The 14,608-nt window shown below is 35.8% G+C and carries 14 protein-coding genes; 5 read left to right on the plus strand and 9 right to left on the minus strand.

Features of this window, described 5'->3' with window-relative positions:
• The first annotated feature begins 49 nt into the window (after nucleotides 1–49).
• Together EGH73_RS00490 and EGH73_RS00495 are read left to right on the plus strand one after the other, a co-directional pair.
• Entirely contained in the window at nucleotides 50–2,245 is a 2,196-nt protein-coding gene (locus EGH73_RS00490) for a B12-binding domain-containing radical SAM protein (protein WP_123280192.1), read from the plus strand.
• A gap of 28 nt (nucleotides 2,246–2,273) precedes the next feature.
• Nucleotides 2,274–2,972, plus strand: a complete 699-nt coding sequence (locus EGH73_RS00495; RefSeq protein WP_123280193.1) for a DUF1826 domain-containing protein — start codon at nucleotides 2,274–2,276, stop codon at nucleotides 2,970–2,972.
• Between the two features lie 73 nt (nucleotides 2,973–3,045).
• Here EGH73_RS00495 and EGH73_RS00500 read toward each other — a convergent pair whose 3' ends face one another.
• A complete protein-coding gene (locus EGH73_RS00500; RefSeq protein WP_123280194.1) occupies nucleotides 3,046–3,747 on the minus strand; it encodes a DUF6261 family protein in 702 nt (233 codons plus the stop codon).
• 347 nt (nucleotides 3,748–4,094) lie between these two features.
• Between EGH73_RS00500 and EGH73_RS00505 the strand changes: the two genes are divergently transcribed.
• Together EGH73_RS00505 and EGH73_RS00510 are read left to right on the plus strand one after the other, a co-directional pair.
• On the plus strand, nucleotides 4,095–4,733 hold the full coding sequence (locus EGH73_RS00505; protein WP_123280195.1) for a Fe(II)-2OG oxygenase family protein: 639 nt from the start codon (nucleotides 4,095–4,097) through the stop codon (nucleotides 4,731–4,733).
• Nucleotide 4,734: 1 nt separating this feature from the next.
• Nucleotides 4,735–5,706: a hypothetical protein gene (locus EGH73_RS00510; protein ID WP_123280196.1), complete on the plus strand. Its 972-nt coding sequence runs from the start codon at nucleotides 4,735–4,737 to the stop codon at nucleotides 5,704–5,706.
• Nucleotides 5,707–5,792: 86 nt separating this feature from the next.
• Here the strand turns inward: EGH73_RS00510 and EGH73_RS00515 are convergent, their stop codons facing one another.
• Both EGH73_RS00515 and atpD read right to left on the minus strand, forming a co-directional pair.
• Nucleotides 5,793–6,074, minus strand: a complete 282-nt coding sequence (locus EGH73_RS00515) for a FoF1 ATP synthase subunit delta/epsilon (RefSeq protein WP_123280197.1) — start codon at nucleotides 6,072–6,074, stop codon at nucleotides 5,793–5,795.
• Nucleotides 6,075–6,164: 90 nt separating this feature from the next.
• The gene (atpD, locus tag EGH73_RS00520) at nucleotides 6,165–7,673 is read right to left on the minus strand and encodes a F0F1 ATP synthase subunit beta (RefSeq protein ID WP_089769491.1); all 1,509 of its coding nucleotides are present in this window, start codon (nucleotides 7,671–7,673) and stop codon (nucleotides 6,165–6,167) included.
• Between the two features lie 159 nt (nucleotides 7,674–7,832).
• On the opposite strand from atpD, the gene EGH73_RS00525 reads away from it, so the two are divergent.
• Nucleotides 7,833–8,759 carry a bifunctional riboflavin kinase/FAD synthetase gene (locus tag EGH73_RS00525; protein ID WP_123280251.1) on the plus strand — a complete coding sequence of 309 codons (927 nt, stop codon included), beginning with the start codon at nucleotides 7,833–7,835 and terminating at the stop codon, nucleotides 8,757–8,759.
• A 46-nt stretch (nucleotides 8,760–8,805) separates the two neighbouring features.
• On the opposite strand, the gene EGH73_RS00530 is transcribed toward EGH73_RS00525, so the two are convergent.
• From EGH73_RS00530 to kdsB, 6 genes are all read right to left on the minus strand, one after another.
• Nucleotides 8,806–9,651 carry a GLPGLI family protein gene (locus EGH73_RS00530; RefSeq protein ID WP_089769489.1) on the minus strand — a complete coding sequence of 282 codons (846 nt, stop codon included), beginning with the start codon at nucleotides 9,649–9,651 and terminating at the stop codon, nucleotides 8,806–8,808.
• A gap of 9 nt (nucleotides 9,652–9,660) precedes the next feature.
• Nucleotides 9,661–9,921, minus strand: a complete 261-nt coding sequence (locus tag EGH73_RS00535) for a hypothetical protein (RefSeq protein WP_123280198.1) — start codon at nucleotides 9,919–9,921, stop codon at nucleotides 9,661–9,663.
• Nucleotides 9,922–10,301: 380 nt separating this feature from the next.
• Entirely contained in the window at nucleotides 10,302–12,560 is a 2,259-nt protein-coding gene (locus tag EGH73_RS00545; protein WP_123280200.1) for a glycoside hydrolase family 3 C-terminal domain-containing protein, read from the minus strand.
• Nucleotides 12,561–12,727: 167 nt separating this feature from the next.
• Nucleotides 12,728–13,081, minus strand: a complete 354-nt coding sequence (locus EGH73_RS00550) for an MmcQ/YjbR family DNA-binding protein (protein WP_123280201.1) — start codon at nucleotides 13,079–13,081, stop codon at nucleotides 12,728–12,730.
• An 8-nt stretch (nucleotides 13,082–13,089) separates the two neighbouring features.
• On the minus strand, nucleotides 13,090–13,752 hold the full coding sequence (locus tag EGH73_RS00555) for a histidine kinase (protein ID WP_123280202.1): 663 nt from the start codon (nucleotides 13,750–13,752) through the stop codon (nucleotides 13,090–13,092).
• An 87-nt stretch (nucleotides 13,753–13,839) separates the two neighbouring features.
• A complete protein-coding gene (gene kdsB, locus EGH73_RS00560; RefSeq protein ID WP_089769480.1) occupies nucleotides 13,840–14,565 on the minus strand; it encodes a 3-deoxy-manno-octulosonate cytidylyltransferase in 726 nt (241 codons plus the stop codon).
• Nucleotides 14,566–14,608 lie beyond the last annotated feature (43 nt).

Raw genomic sequence — 14,608 nt, forward strand, 5'->3', positions numbered from 1 at the left:
GCTTGAGCGGAAAAGTAGTAAAAACGTAACTTTGCGCAAAATATCATTTTTGAAAGATCTCCTGCTCATAACGCCGCCGTTTACCCAGCTCAATACACCATATCCGGCAACAGCTTACATCAAAGGTTTTCTGAATACTAAACAGTTTTCCAGCTTCCAGATGGATCTCGGAATTGAGGTGATTCTGCAACTATTTTCTTCTGATGGACTTCGAAAGGTCTTTAATGCAAACATCGATCAACAGTGTTTATCGGAAAATTCTGCTAGAATATGGGCGCTGAGAGAAGAATATATCTTTACAGTAGATCAGGTGATAATGTTTCTTCAGAATCAAAACCCAACATTGGCCAGGCAGATCTGTTCTATGAACTTTCTACCAGAAGCGTCACGATTCAATCAATTGGATGATTTGGAATTTGCTTTCGGGAATATGGGAATGCAGGACAAGGCCAAGCATCTTGCAACGCTTTATCTGGAAGACCTTTCTGATTATATCGTGGAAAATATTGATGCCGACTTTGGTTTCAGCAGATATGCAGAGCGGCTGGGAAAAAGTGCCAATTCCTTTGATGAATTGTATTCTAAAATCAATGCCGAGGAAACATTTACCGATCATATCACCTTAAAAATTCTAAAAGAAAAATTAGATAGTGTCCAGCCAAAACTAGTTTGCTTTTCGGTGCCTTTTCCAGGTAATTTATACTCTGCTTTCCGGTGCGCAAAGTTTATAAAAAAACATTATCCACACGTAGAAACAGCGATGGGCGGAGGCTTCCCAAACACGGAACTTCGGGATTTAAAAGATGCCCGGGTTTTTGAATTCTTTGACTTTATTACTCTGGATGATGGCGAATTACCTTTGGAATTAGTTATAACCCGTAGCCTCCAAAAACAAGCTAATGATGACGCAGAATTTAAAAGAACTTTCCTGCTCGAAAATGGCAACGTAACTTATAAAAACAATTCTAAAAGGCACGATTATAAACAATCGGAAATCGGGACACCAGATTATTCCGACTTAAAACTTGATCAGTATATTTCGGTGATAGAAGTGGCCAACCCAATGCACAGCCTATGGAGTGATGGGCGCTGGAACAAGCTCACAATGGCACACGGTTGCTATTGGGGCAAATGTACTTTCTGTGATATTTCGCTGGATTATATTAAAATCTATGAACCGATTTCTGCCAAAATTCTGGTGGACAGAATGGAAGAATTGATTCAGCAGACGGGAGAAACCGGCTTTCACTTTGTGGACGAAGCCGCGCCGCCGGCTCTGATGAGGGAAGTCGCTCTTGAGATCCTAAGGAGAAATCTGGTAGTAACCTGGTGGACGAATATCCGTTTCGAAAAAAGCTTTACCCGGGATCTATGTTTCCTGCTGAAACTTTCCGGCTGCATCGCCGTTTCCGGTGGACTGGAAGTTGCCAGCGACCGTCTTCTGAAACTCATTGACAAAGGAGTTTCTGTAGAACAAGTAGCCAAAGTTACAAGACATTTTACCGAGGCTGGAATTATGGTTCACGCTTATCTGATGTACGGCTACCCGACCCAGACTGTTCAGGAAACGGTGGACTCTCTTGAGATGGTTCGGCAACTGTTTGAGATGGGCGTTTTGCAAAGTGGCTTCTGGCATCAGTTTGCAATGACGGCGCATTCTCCAGTGGGACAAAATCCACAGGAGTTTGGCGTGACGCCTGTTTTGCAGGAGATTCAGTTTGCGAATAATGATGTAGATTTTATTGATAAAACCGGCATTGACCACGGAAAATTTGCTTTTGGACTGAAGAAATCACTTTTCAACTATATGCATGGTATCAACTTCGATCTGCCATTGCAGGAGTGGTTTGATTTCAAAATCCCGAGAACAACCATTCACCCCGATTATATTCATGATTGTCTTGTGGATGAAGAAGAATTCAGTTTCAAAGCCAATTCAAAAGTGATTTTTACTAAACAAATAGCTTTTACCAATCAAATTACCAAAACCAAAAAAGGCAATTCCTGGAAACTGACGCAGCTCACATTCCATTTAAAAACCAATATTGTGAAAATTGAACTAGATCAGGTAAAAGCACAGTGGCTTCTTGAGATTATCAGCTCATACAGCATAGAAAATTCTAAAAAACTGACACTTCAGCAGCTTAAAGATCTTTATGAAAAGGATTTTGAAGACTTTGAACTGTTCTGGTTTTCCAAACCGATGCAGCAGTTGAAGGAAAATGGGATTATTCTAAGTTTATAATTATCCGTCTGCTTTATAACGTATTAATATGTCTCAGACAATTTTTGACCATCATCAAATCAAAACAGTTTCCTCTTTTAAGGAACTAATAAATATGGAGTTCCAAGGCGACAACAATGCTATCTGCTGGCAAAGAAATTTGGCTGGAGATTTTGGTGAAATTGTTTCCAAACTTGAACTGAAAAACAACATCACAGAAGTTTCTGTTGAAGATTTAGAAAATCTGACACTCACAGACCATGGTGAGCTTGCAAGAGAAATTATCATAAATGATTTGCGATTATTAGCTGATTTTGGAGCATCGCCATCCCTTAATTTGATTAAAAATTATGAGCGTGATGATGAGTTAGATTTCATCTCAACCGACGTCTATTCTTATCATGTAGACCGCTCACCTATCGCTACCAGCACATTTCTCTGCACTTATTTTGGTGCAGCAAGTGACATATTACCCAATGATCAGGCAATCCAAAAAATTCTGATTCCTGAAATCCGTGAAAAACTAAAAGAACTGTACGATGGCAAAGAAGAAGATTTTGATGCTTTTTTGAAAGCGTATTATTTTGATTTACATTACCAGCCGAAAACCAACGCGCATCCCATCAATCTCGGTTTGGGAAATCTCTGGCGTTTGTCTGTAGATCATCCGGAACAGAAAGTGCAACCGTGTGTCCATCGTGCACCAGTCGAAAATGATGGCGAATACCGGTTGCTTTTGATTTGTTAAAATAATCTGGATTATAATAAAAACAAACCTGCTCACTAGCAGCTTTTCATATTTTTGAGATTGTCACTAATCTTTACTGAGGAGGATTATTTTTAGGCTCAGGCAGGTTAGAATTCTTTGCGGCTTTTACCAGCTCATTAACATCGGCGTATAGGAGCTTCCAGTCGGCTACATCTTTCATTGCGGTGATGAGGCCAAGCAGGGCTTTCAGGGATTTTTCCAGATCTTTCCGGATGGCGGAAGCCGATCTCATTGTCCGGAGATCCGCATTCGCAGCAGCCTGCTCCGCAAACAATGCCTCGAATACAGCCTGTTTTGTCTTCATATCCGTGAAAGCGGCAGTCAGCGAGAGTGCGTCGATCTTCGCCATATTCTCCGGTTTTTCCAGCTCTTCGATCAGCTTTTTCATCTGGGCGGTTTCTGATGAGTAACTCAGTTTGTAAAGCTCCAGCCCAAAGAGTTTAAAAATCTGATACAGTTCTTCGGCAGACTGGTGATTGGCCACAGAAGACAGTTTTCGGTAACCATTGAGAAATCCTTTCAGATTGGAAAACGAAATGTCCCGTTCTTTGTCGGCGTCTGCCACATTATCGCCTTTCCCGCTGTAGATCTGCTTGGCATAGACGATATCATAGTCTGCATACTTTGTTTTAGTTTCTGTAACCAGCGGATGATCTGTAATGACCGGATATGTTCCGGAATCTGACAGATTGATGATTCTCTTAGCAAGTGTAGCTAAATCTTTTGTACTCAATTTTGATAGTGTAATTTTCATACATTTAATGTTTTTGTTGTTAATAATTTTATTTTTTAGCGAAATAAATGTATAAAAAATATCATTTACTTACAAAACTATAGTCGGGAAACCTTTGTAAAAGTTATTTTGTTTCCCGCAGACCGTGGGAAAGCTCCGTCAAAGTCATTTGGTTACAAAACCCTCGTTTGGAAACCAAAGTAAAAGTCATTTTGTTACAAAACGAGGGTTTTGTGACTTCCGTCAAAGTTGTGTAGGTTAGAAAACGAGGGTTTTGGGGTTTTGGAAGGTTTTGGTTTTTTTTCAGTAGAAGTACGTGATTAAACAAATTCAAGTTTTTATATATTTGATATTAATAATTTAGTCTGATGAACATGAAACAATTACAAAAAAATGGATGGATTGAAATTGATTATTCAAATTATGATGAAGACTTAATTAATATAGCCAAAGAATTTGGGACAATTATTAACCATCCTAATGGCAGTATAATAGATTACATCAGACCAAAAAAAAAGACTGAAGCATTAAAAAATACACTAAGCTATAATTTTGAATATAAAGAATTCCCACTACATACCGATACTGCATTTTGGGAAATCCCATCAAGATACGTTTTATTAAGTTGCGAAAATTATTCTTCTACAGCAACTACTATAATTAAATCTGAAGAGTTAATTAATTTATTATCTATAAAAGAGCTAAGTGAATTTAAAAATTCAATTTTTTTAGTAAAAACTCAGAATAGTAATTTTTACACTAGTATATTAAGTATTATTTGTAATATTAAATGTTTCCGTTTTGACAGTAACTGTATGAGACCATTAAACAATAGTGCAAAAATTTCTGAAGAAATTATAAAAGAAAAAATTCAACTTATTGAAGTAACAAGAATTATTTGGAATAATCCAAAAATTTTAATTTTTGACAATTGGTCTACACTTCATGGAAGAGATGAAGTAGTAAATGATGAAAAAAGAATAATTAAAAGAATATATATAAAATAATATGAGCTGGGAAAGAGAACCATTATTTAAAAAATCAAAATTATTTTTTGAAAAAGCTTTCGATGAAGACAAAGAAAGTCCATTTTTTGGGCTTTGGTGTGCTATGGGGCTTGAATTATTAACGAGATCATCATTAGCTTACATAAGTCCTACCTTATTAGCCGATCCTGATGCAAGCCATCAAAATTTACTGCATGCTTTGAATCTAGGTGTTTCTAAAAGTAAAAGAAAATCACTAATAACAATTCAAGTTTTATCATTATGTCAGACTTTAATAACCGATTTTACAGAATACCATTTTAAAGTTTCATCAGCAATAATTAATCAAAGAAATGAAGAATTACATACAGGTAGTTCAGCGTTTGATGAATACCCTGCGTCTCGCTGGCTAGCAGATTTTTATAAATGCTGTAAAATTTTAAGTGAATTTCAAGGTGAATCATTAAATTCTCTGCTTGGAGATGATGTAGAGAAAGAAGCAAATATGATATTATCTGAAGTTCAAGAAGAAGTGACAGGTAAAACTAAATCTCTTATTGCTGCGCACAAAAAGGTTTTTGAAGGTAAACCTACAGATGATCAAGCGGTATTAAAAGAAGAAGCTACAAAAAGTAGTGACAGACTTGCTTATAGAGGACATCATCGAGTAAATTGTCCAGCTTGTAATAGTTTAGCAACAGTTATAGGAGAATCTTATGGTAAACAAAATATTGAAGCAACAGTAGACAAGATTGTTGTCAGACAATCAATACTCCCTACTAAATTCAGCTGTATAGCTTGCGAACTTAAAATTGAAGGATATAATGCTTTAGCTGTAGTTGATTTAGCTAATCCATATACCAGAAGAACTACATATAAGCCAGAAGACTATTATGATATGATAAATCCAGAAGATTTTGACAGAATTTCTGAAAAATATCATGAAATGGAAGATGATTTTATGAATAATTATGAAGATTTTAATAATGAATAATTGAACATATAATTTACTCATTTAATAAAAATTAAATAAAAAAGCGAACCATCACTAGTTCGCTTTCTTATTGTTGTTGTTTTGGCTTATTCGCAAAGAATAATACCTTTATCGTTGTTAAATTCAAGAACGCCACTTTTGATCTCATAGGAGAAAGCAGACTTGGCTTCTGTTTCTTTGGTCAGGTATTTTTCGTAAGCTGCACCGACTTTGTCTGTGTAGATCTTCACTTTACCGTTTACCAAGGCAGAAACTATCGCCGCGTGGTTCTTAAAAATCTGGAACTGGCCGCTTTTTCCAGGCAATAGAACAGACTCTACATCGCCATCAAAAACTATATATTCCGGAGTTAAAATTTTTATATTCATTGTTTTAAAGATAAGAGATGATAGATAAAAGATGATAGATTTTTAACTTTAAAGTCTTTAGTCTATAATCTATCCGTCTATAATCTTAATTTATGCGTTTTCAGCAAGCATTTTCTGTCCTGCAGCAATAGCTTCTTCGATGGTTCCTTTCAGGTTGAATGCTGCTTCAGGATACTGATCCAGCTCACCGTCGATGATCATATTAAACCCTTTGATGGTATCTTTGATATCTACCAAAGATCCCGGGATCCCTGTAAACTGCTCAGCAACGTGGAAAGGCTGAGATAAGAATCTCTGTACTTTTCTCGCTCTATAAACTACCAATTTATCTTCTTCAGACAATTCTTCCATACCAAGGATCGCAATGATATCCTGCAATGCTTTGTATCTCTGAAGAATTTCTTTTACTCTTTGAGCACAGTTATAATGTTCTTCACCGATGATTTCCGGAGCCAAAATTCTTGATGTAGAAGCCAATGGATCTACCGCCGGATAAATACCTAATGAAGCAATTTTTCTATCTAATACCGTAGTTGCATCTAAGTGAGCAAACGTAGTTGCCGGAGCCGGGTCAGTTAAGTCATCCGCAGGTACGTAAACCGCTTGTACTGATGTAATTGAACCGTTTTTAGTAGAAGTAATTCTTTCTTGCATCGCACCCATTTCAGATGCCAATGTTGGCTGGTAACCTACCGCTGATGGCATACGACCCAAAAGTGCAGATACCTCAGAACCAGCTTGTGTAAAACGGAAGATATTATCTACGAAGAACAATACGTCTCTACCTTGACCAGTTTCTCCTCCATCTCTATAATATTCAGCCAAAGTAAGACCAGACAATGCTACTCTCGCTCTTGCTCCTGGTGGCTCATTCATCTGTCCGAAAACGAAAGCTGCTTTAGAATCTTTCATCGCTTCCAAATCTACTTTGGAAAGATCCCAGCCTCCATTTTCCATAGAGTGCATAAACTCATCACCATATTTGATAATCCCGGATTCCAACATCTCTCTCAAAAGGTCATTTCCTTCTCTTGTTCTTTCTCCTACTCCTGCGAATACAGAAAGACCACCGTGTCCTTTTGCAATGTTGTTAATCAATTCCTGGATCAATACTGTTTTTCCTACACCTGCTCCACCGAACAATCCAATTTTACCTCCTTTTGCATAAGGCTCAACAAGGTCGATTACTTTGATTCCTGTGAAAAGAACTTCAGCAGAAGTTGACAATTGATCGAATTTTGGTGCTTCTCTGTGGATTGGCAAACCTCCTTCTTTTGACAAAGTCTGGATCCCGTCGATAGCATCACCTACCACGTTGAAAAGACGTCCATTAACTTCTTCCCCTACTGGCATAGTGATTTGCTTACCTGTACCGGTAACTTCCTGACCTCTCTGAAGACCATCCGTAGCATCCATTGCGATACATCTTACCATATCTTCTCCAATGTGCTGCTCTACCTCTAGTACAACTTTCTCGCCGTTGTGCTTGATGATCTCTAAAGCGTCATATATTTTTGGTAATTCTTCAACTTCATTAAAAACCACGTCGATAACCGGTCCAATAATTTGTGAAATTTTTCCTTTAATTTGGTTTGCCATTACTAAATTTTTACTTGTGCGCAAAGATAATAAAAGTTTATAAATGAGCGTTGTCAGAAAAAAAGATTTTTATCATATTTGTATGACATTTATGAACACCCTATTTAGGTGTATTTTTACACGCGCAGATTTTTTATCATCTGCAAAAAAAATCAGAATTTGAAAATCATAAGAGATCTTACAGATTACCATGACAAAACGCCGTTAGCATTATCATTAGGAATGTTCGACGGTGTACATTTGGGGCATTTATCTATCATCAATACTTTAAATAAAATAGCGAAAAAAGAACATCTGGAATCTGCTATCTTAAGTTTTTGGCCGCATCCAAGAAAGTTTCTTAATCCGGACGATGATGTTAAAATGCTGAATACTTTGGAAGAAAAATTAGAACTTCTAGAAAAAAGCGGCATCCAAAATATCTTTCTAAAGACATTTGATGAAGAATTCCGAAATCTTACCGGAACTGAGTTTTGCGAACAAGTCCTGATTCAAAAGCTCAATGTAAAACATATCATCATTGGTCACGATCATACTTTCGGGAAAAATAAAAGCGGAAATTTTGAATTACTGAAATCCCTTTCTGATGAATTAGGTTTTAAGGTGAATCAATTGGAGGCTGTACAAAAAAATGATCTTAATGTGAGTTCTACAAAAATCAGAATTGCTTTATCAGAAGGCAGAATCAAAGTTGCTAATGAAATGCTGGGCTACAATTATCCTCTGACAGGAAAAGTAATCCACGGGAAAAAATTGGGAAGAACCATTGGTTATCCAACTGCGAATATCGAAGTTCCAATCAACAAATTATTACCTAAAAGCGGAGCTTATATTGTTGAAGTTTATGTGGATAATCAATTCTACAAAGGAATGCTGAGCATCGGAACCAATCCTACAATAGATGACAAAAGCAAATCTTTACACACCGAAGTTTATATTTTGGATTTTGACCAAGATATTTATGATCAACAAATCACCATTAAATTTCGAGACTTTCTCCACGATGAAATCAAATTCGAAGGTCTGGAAAAGCTGATTGAAAAGTTGGATGAAGATAAAAGATTGACTGAAAGTTATGATTTTTAACAAAAAAAAGAGTCTTGTAATAAGTCTCTTTCTCAAAATATTTCCACTAAAACTCTAGTTCTAATCGATTTTCACGTTTATTATTTTGTTCACGTAATCTATTTCTAAAACTATTTTTTTGTTCTTCAGTAACATTTACACCCAAACTCTCAAGATTACCGACTGGATTATTTTTCAAATTTTGTTTTGCTTGATCAATCTTTAATGGCGTAGTTTCTGTTGCATTTTCAATTTTATTATAATTCAGAACAATTAATCGTCCTTTTAATTCAGATGACTTAGTAGATTTTACAAGTTCAAAATCATAATCCCCTTTTGAATCTGAAATTTTAACTATTAGTCCAGGAAGTCCGGAAAATTTATACGGTCCTTTTTGGAAAGGAATATCCGGAGTATACCAAGCTATCCAATGTCTTCCTTTGTAATCAATTTCCGCTCTTTTACACAAAAAAGTACTGATTTTTTTTTCTTCACCAAAAATTTTCCAATTTTTCAAAACAGGTTCACTATATGTTAAAGGTGACATCAAAACAGTTTCGAAAAAAGAAATTTTATTTTGACTTTGTATTATGGTGTAGGGATATTTAGTTTTAGGTAAACTAACATTTCTAAAATCTATCGCAGTACCTTTATCAGAAAAACCTTTCCTAACTACAGAACTTACGATTGAATCTCTTTTTAAAGATTTTAAACTATTGAAAACTGAGTAATTATCACCTATCTGGAGAGAAAATAATTCATCATAAATATAACTCAAATTTAGTGAATCGGGTTTAGCTCTAAGTTGATAAATAAAATCTCCTCGCAAAGAATCTTTTTTAAATTCCTGCGAGAAGATAAAATTTCCTACAAATATTAAAACTAAAATAATACTATTTGTAATGTTTTTCATTTTAAAGTTTTAATTTCCACATTGGATGCTTTCCACTAGATTACCGTATGCCTCAACTTGTGCAGGAGTCCAGTTTTGATTAGTTTGTACAGCAATTCCACAAGAAGTATAAACATAAATTGGATAAAGTATCACTGCAGAAACAGAAACTTTATTTGTTACTTCATTTTTTTTCACTTCCGTTTTACCTTCAGAAGTATTCGTGGTATTAGCCAATGTAACACCCGAAACTCCAACTGCTAAAAGCAGTGCTAAAATAATTTTTTTCATTGTGATAAATTTTTAATTAAAATTAATTTGTGTTTAAACTTTTTTGCGCATTAGGTTTTAACTGTCCAAAGAAAAAAAAAAAAAATGAATTAGGCAATACAAATTTATATTTTCAATTAGGTAGTTTTCTGATAAGTAATTACTTGTGATAATTGATTATAATTTAAAATTTTTTTGATCTTTTTTAAGTATTTTTTTTTTAAATAAAACAAGTGAATTAATGTAAAACACAAGGAAGAATATTGGTAATGAAAATAAGAATATGTGAAAATCAATTGAGAAATTGAATTTGAATAAAAAACTGACGGAATAATTTCGGTTTTATAAAAACAATAAAGGATGGCAAAAACCATCCTTTATTTTATATCTACATTCAATTCTTATTTTAAAGTAAACTTGATTTTCGTTCTGATGTCAGAAGAAGAGCTTCCAATCAAAGCTTCAAAATCGCCTGGCTCTGCAACCCAATCATGTTTTACGGGGTCGAAGAAACTCAACGCCGATTTATCAATGGTAATGGAAACATCTTTAGATTCGCCGGCTTTCAAATAAACTTTATCGAAACCTTTCAATTCTTTAAGAGGTCTTGGCAAGGATGATTTTAAGTCGCTGATGTACAATTGCACAACCTCGGCTCCATCTACTTTACCTGTATTTTTAATATTCACGGTGAAAGTGATTTTATCGTTCGAAGTCAATTCAGACTTGTCTGCTTTTACTTTTCCATATTCGAAAGTCGTATAACTCAAACCGTGTCCGAAACTGAATAATGGTTTGATGTTTTTCGTATCGTGCCAACGGTAACCCACGAAAATCCCTTCGTTATAAGTAATATTGATAGGATCTTTCAGATCTTTTCCTTTTCCGGCGGCCAATTCTGCTTTATTTCCCGGATATTCTCCCATTGCGTGTGCACCGTTGTCTTCCAGCTTGACAGGAAACGAAAACGGTAATTTTCCAGACGGATTAACATCACCAGCCAAAACACCAGCTATAGCATGACCTGCTTCCGAGCCAAGATACCAAGATTGTAGAACCGATGGAACATCCTTAACCCAAGGCATTGCAACGGCATTACCAGAAATAAGAACTACAGCCAGATTTTTGTTGGCTTTAGATAATTCCGAAATCAATTGATCCTGATTGTATGGCAAACCATAAGATTCCCGATCCATTCCTTCTGCATCCTGACGGTCGCTTTTATTGAGTCCACCTACGAACACTACAAAATCCGATTCTTTTGCCAGCTTTACCGCCTCGGCAATTAGTTCTGCCGATGAACGTGTTTCTTTAAGATTCTGACCGGATTTTACTCCGTTATACTCACCGCCAACGTCTCCGACATAGCCTCTTGCGTATTTAACTTCCGCCTTTTTGCCGAAACGTTCCTTGATCCCGTCTAATGGGAGCGTTTCATATTTAACTTTCAGAGAAGAACTTCCGCCGCCTACAGTCATCATTTTAATAGCGTTCTCTCCTATTACAGCGATTTTTTTTGTTTTGGCTAAATTGATAGGTAACGTCGATTTTTGATTCTGAAGCAACACAATTCCTTCTGAACCGATCTGCTTAGCTGCTGCCCTGTGTTCTTCTGAAGCAACAGAACCGAATGGACGGTTTTTATTCATGGTAGTTTTGTAAGCAAGACCTAATAATCGTCTCACCTTATCATCCAATTCTTTAGTTCCAACTTTCCCGGATTTGATCAGATCAAGATAAGGCTTTGCTAGATAATAATTATCGTAGGCATTGCTGGTTCCGGCAGAAAGACCATTGGTCCAGGTTCCGAACTCCAGATCCAAACCATTATAAATCGCTTGATTGGTATCCAAAACTGCACCCCAATCTGATACCACCACACCTTTATAACCCCATTCACCTTTCAGAATATCATTCAATAGATACTGATTATGACTGGCGTGTTGTCCTTTATATAAATCATAAGCGCCCATAATCGTCCAAGAATCACCTTCTTGAACAGCAGCTTTGAATGGTGGCAAATATATTTCGTATAAAGCCCTGTCATCTACAATGACATTGCTCGTGTGTCTGAATGTTTCCTGATTGTTCAAAGCAAAATGTTTGACACTTGTTGCAACGCCGTTGGATTGAACGCCCTTAATGTATGGCACCACCATTTGAGAAGCAAGGAACGGATCCTCGCCCATATACTCGAAGTTACGGCCATTAAGTGGTGTTCTGTAGATATTGACACCCGGCCCAAGAAGTACATCTTTTTTTCTATATCTAGCTTCCTCACCAAGGGATTTGCCGTACAGAGAGGACATATTTTTGTTCCAAGTTGCAGCTAGAGCCGTAAGCGCAGGATAAGCAATGATGGAGTCATTGGTCCAGCCAGCCTGATCCCACTCGTCCCAAAGTACTTCCGAGCGTACGCCGTGAGGACCGTCCGCTGTCCAAAGCTCAGGAATCCCGAGTCTAGCGACACCTGGCGCACTAAATTTGGATTGGGCATGAATCATTGCAATTTTTTCCTCCAAAGTCATTCTGGACAAAGCATCTTCAATCCTTTGCTCAACAGATTTAGAATCATCCAGATAGATTGGTGTTTTTGTCTGAGCCATACCCAGCTGTGATATAAAGGCAAGCGCAGAACATAATATTATTTTTTTAATCATAAATTTTATCCTTTAAAAATAAAAATTTTCCTGAGTCCAAGATACAAATAATTTTATTATCTCAAAATGAGAAAATAAAAAATTGTAAATAATGTCGGGAATTATTAGGACAAAAAAAAAGAAAACAATCTTTTAAATGAAATTTATATTAACTAAAAAAAATACATTTACCTAGCAAGTATTTCTTCTCTGGTTTTTTTGGGAAGTGAATTTAATACCAAATCATAGGAATGGTCAATGAGTTTTATTATCAGATCTTTCTTAATACCTTCACAAACTATAGAATTCCAATGTGTTTTGTTCATATGGTAAGCACCGGAAATTTGAGGATAATTTTCACGCAGTTCTTCGCTCCACTCCGGGTCAGCTTTTGCTGAAAAGGTTGCAGGATGCTTTTCTAAAGAAACTAGAAGAAACATTTTTCCGCCGATCTTGAAGACCAAAGTTTCATTATCAAAAGGAAAACCTTCCGTTACAGCTTTTTTGGATAAACAGTATTCACGGATTTCTTCGGCTTCCATCTAATAAATTAGAATTTAAAAGTATTCTTCGGAAGTTCTTTGTTGATTTCGATTTTATTAATCAACATAACATAATCACTGTCCTTCTTAGGCGAAGACGACTCGATTCTGTAAGGCATTAATAATTGTCCAACTTTTCTGTAATCGGAATAAGTCAGAGTTTCATCTTTCTTGATTTCGCGATACAACATATAGTTTTTGACATCAAAAAAATAGATGGTTTTATTCACATTTTTCGTCAGTTCTACTTTGAAATAAAATTGTTCTCCAATTTTTTCTTTGCCTAATAATTCTGCTTCAAAACCTTTGTTTTCCCAATCGATAAAGTCGTTATCAAAATTCTCAGGGATATAATCTGTGTATTGCTGAAGTTTATTCTGAGCATAATTCATAGCATAACCATTCTTTCCGTCAAAACCTTCAACAGGTGTTTCTTTTCCACCCATTATAATAGCGGTTTTGGTAAGATTTGGACGTTGCTGATAGATTTTCATTAAATAAGAATCATTAACTCCCAAAGTTACTCGCCCTTGTATCTGAACCGTATTCAGAAGTTTCCAATTGGTAAGGCCTCCGGAATTTTCTATATTTTTATCAATGATATCTTTTGCAGTTTGAGCAGAAATAACGATGGAAAATATAATGGAAAAAATGAGAATTATTTTTTGCATTCAGTATTTTTTAAGGTTGCTAAGATAAAATTTTCAATTGGCTTCTTGTCTTAAAGAACGTTAATTTTGACATGATTAACGACTAAATTAAATCAGTTTTTTGGCTTTCTCCAAATCTTCAGGCGTATCAATCCCAATCCCCACAAAATCAGTTTCTACCATTTTAATTTTCATCCCATTTTCCAAATAGCGTAGTTGTTCTAATTTTTCCGAAATCTCCAAAGGTGTCATTTCCAAAGAAGAGAATTTTAGCAAAGCTTCTTTTCGGAAAGCATAAACGCCAATATGTTTATAATACGTGACGTCATAAGATAATTCGCGCTGGAAAGGAATTACTGAACGACTAAAATACAAGGCAAATCCATTATTATCAGTAATGACTTTGACATTATTTGGATTCCGGATTTCCTCGGATTCTTTCAATTGAATTTTCAATGAAGCTAAAGAAATTTCCTTTTTTTCATCTTTATAAAAAACGTCAATCAGTTGTTTTAGAGGTTCTTTTTTGAGGAAAGGTTCATCGCCTTGAACATTAATCACGATATCACAATCGATGTTTTGAACAGCTTCTGCAATTCTATCGCTCCCAGTTTCGTGTTCGCCTGTCATTACAGCTTTTCCTCCGTTTTTGGAAATTTCATCAAAAATTAATTCAGAATCTGTAGCGACGAATACTTCATCAAACAAACCAGTTTCCAAAACATTCTGATAAGTAGTTGTGATAATAGTTCTATTTCCCAGAATCTCCATCATTTTACCGGGAAATCTTGTAGAATTATAACGGGCGGGAATAACTGCGATAACTTTGTTCATAGATTTTCTAGTTTTTTAAGGGATTCACAAACCTTTAGATTTC

This window comes from Epilithonimonas hominis (assembly GCF_003730015.1).
GTDB lineage: Bacteria > Bacteroidota > Bacteroidia > Flavobacteriales > Weeksellaceae > Epilithonimonas > Epilithonimonas hominis.

What these genes read in the sequence shown, in the direction of transcription:
- EGH73_RS00545 (WP_123280200.1), bottom strand. Translation starts at nt 12,560, where the DNA reads ATGATTAAAAAAATAATATTATGTTCTGCGCTTGCCTTTATATCACAG.
- atpD (WP_089769491.1), bottom strand. Translation starts at nt 7,673, where the DNA reads ATGGCAAACCAAATTAAAGGAAAAATTTCACAAATTATTGGACCGGTT.
- EGH73_RS00550 (WP_123280201.1), bottom strand. Translation starts at nt 13,081, where the DNA reads ATGGAAGCCGAAGAAATCCGTGAATACTGTTTATCCAAAAAAGCTGTA.
- EGH73_RS00495 (WP_123280193.1), top strand. Translation starts at nt 2,274, where the DNA reads ATGTCTCAGACAATTTTTGACCATCATCAAATCAAAACAGTTTCCTCT.
- EGH73_RS00515 (WP_123280197.1), bottom strand. Translation starts at nt 6,074, where the DNA reads ATGAATATAAAAATTTTAACTCCGGAATATATAGTTTTTGATGGCGAT.
- EGH73_RS00510 (WP_123280196.1), top strand. Translation starts at nt 4,735, where the DNA reads ATGAGCTGGGAAAGAGAACCATTATTTAAAAAATCAAAATTATTTTTT.
- EGH73_RS00530 (WP_089769489.1), bottom strand. Translation starts at nt 9,651, where the DNA reads ATGAAAAACATTACAAATAGTATTATTTTAGTTTTAATATTTGTAGGA.
- EGH73_RS00555 (WP_123280202.1), bottom strand. Translation starts at nt 13,752, where the DNA reads ATGCAAAAAATAATTCTCATTTTTTCCATTATATTTTCCATCGTTATT.
- kdsB (WP_089769480.1), bottom strand. Translation starts at nt 14,565, where the DNA reads ATGAACAAAGTTATCGCAGTTATTCCCGCCCGTTATAATTCTACAAGA.
- EGH73_RS00505 (WP_123280195.1), top strand. Translation starts at nt 4,095, where the DNA reads ATGAACATGAAACAATTACAAAAAAATGGATGGATTGAAATTGATTAT.
- EGH73_RS00500 (WP_123280194.1), bottom strand. Translation starts at nt 3,747, where the DNA reads ATGAAAATTACACTATCAAAATTGAGTACAAAAGATTTAGCTACACTT.
- EGH73_RS00535 (WP_123280198.1), bottom strand. Translation starts at nt 9,921, where the DNA reads ATGAAAAAAATTATTTTAGCACTGCTTTTAGCAGTTGGAGTTTCGGGT.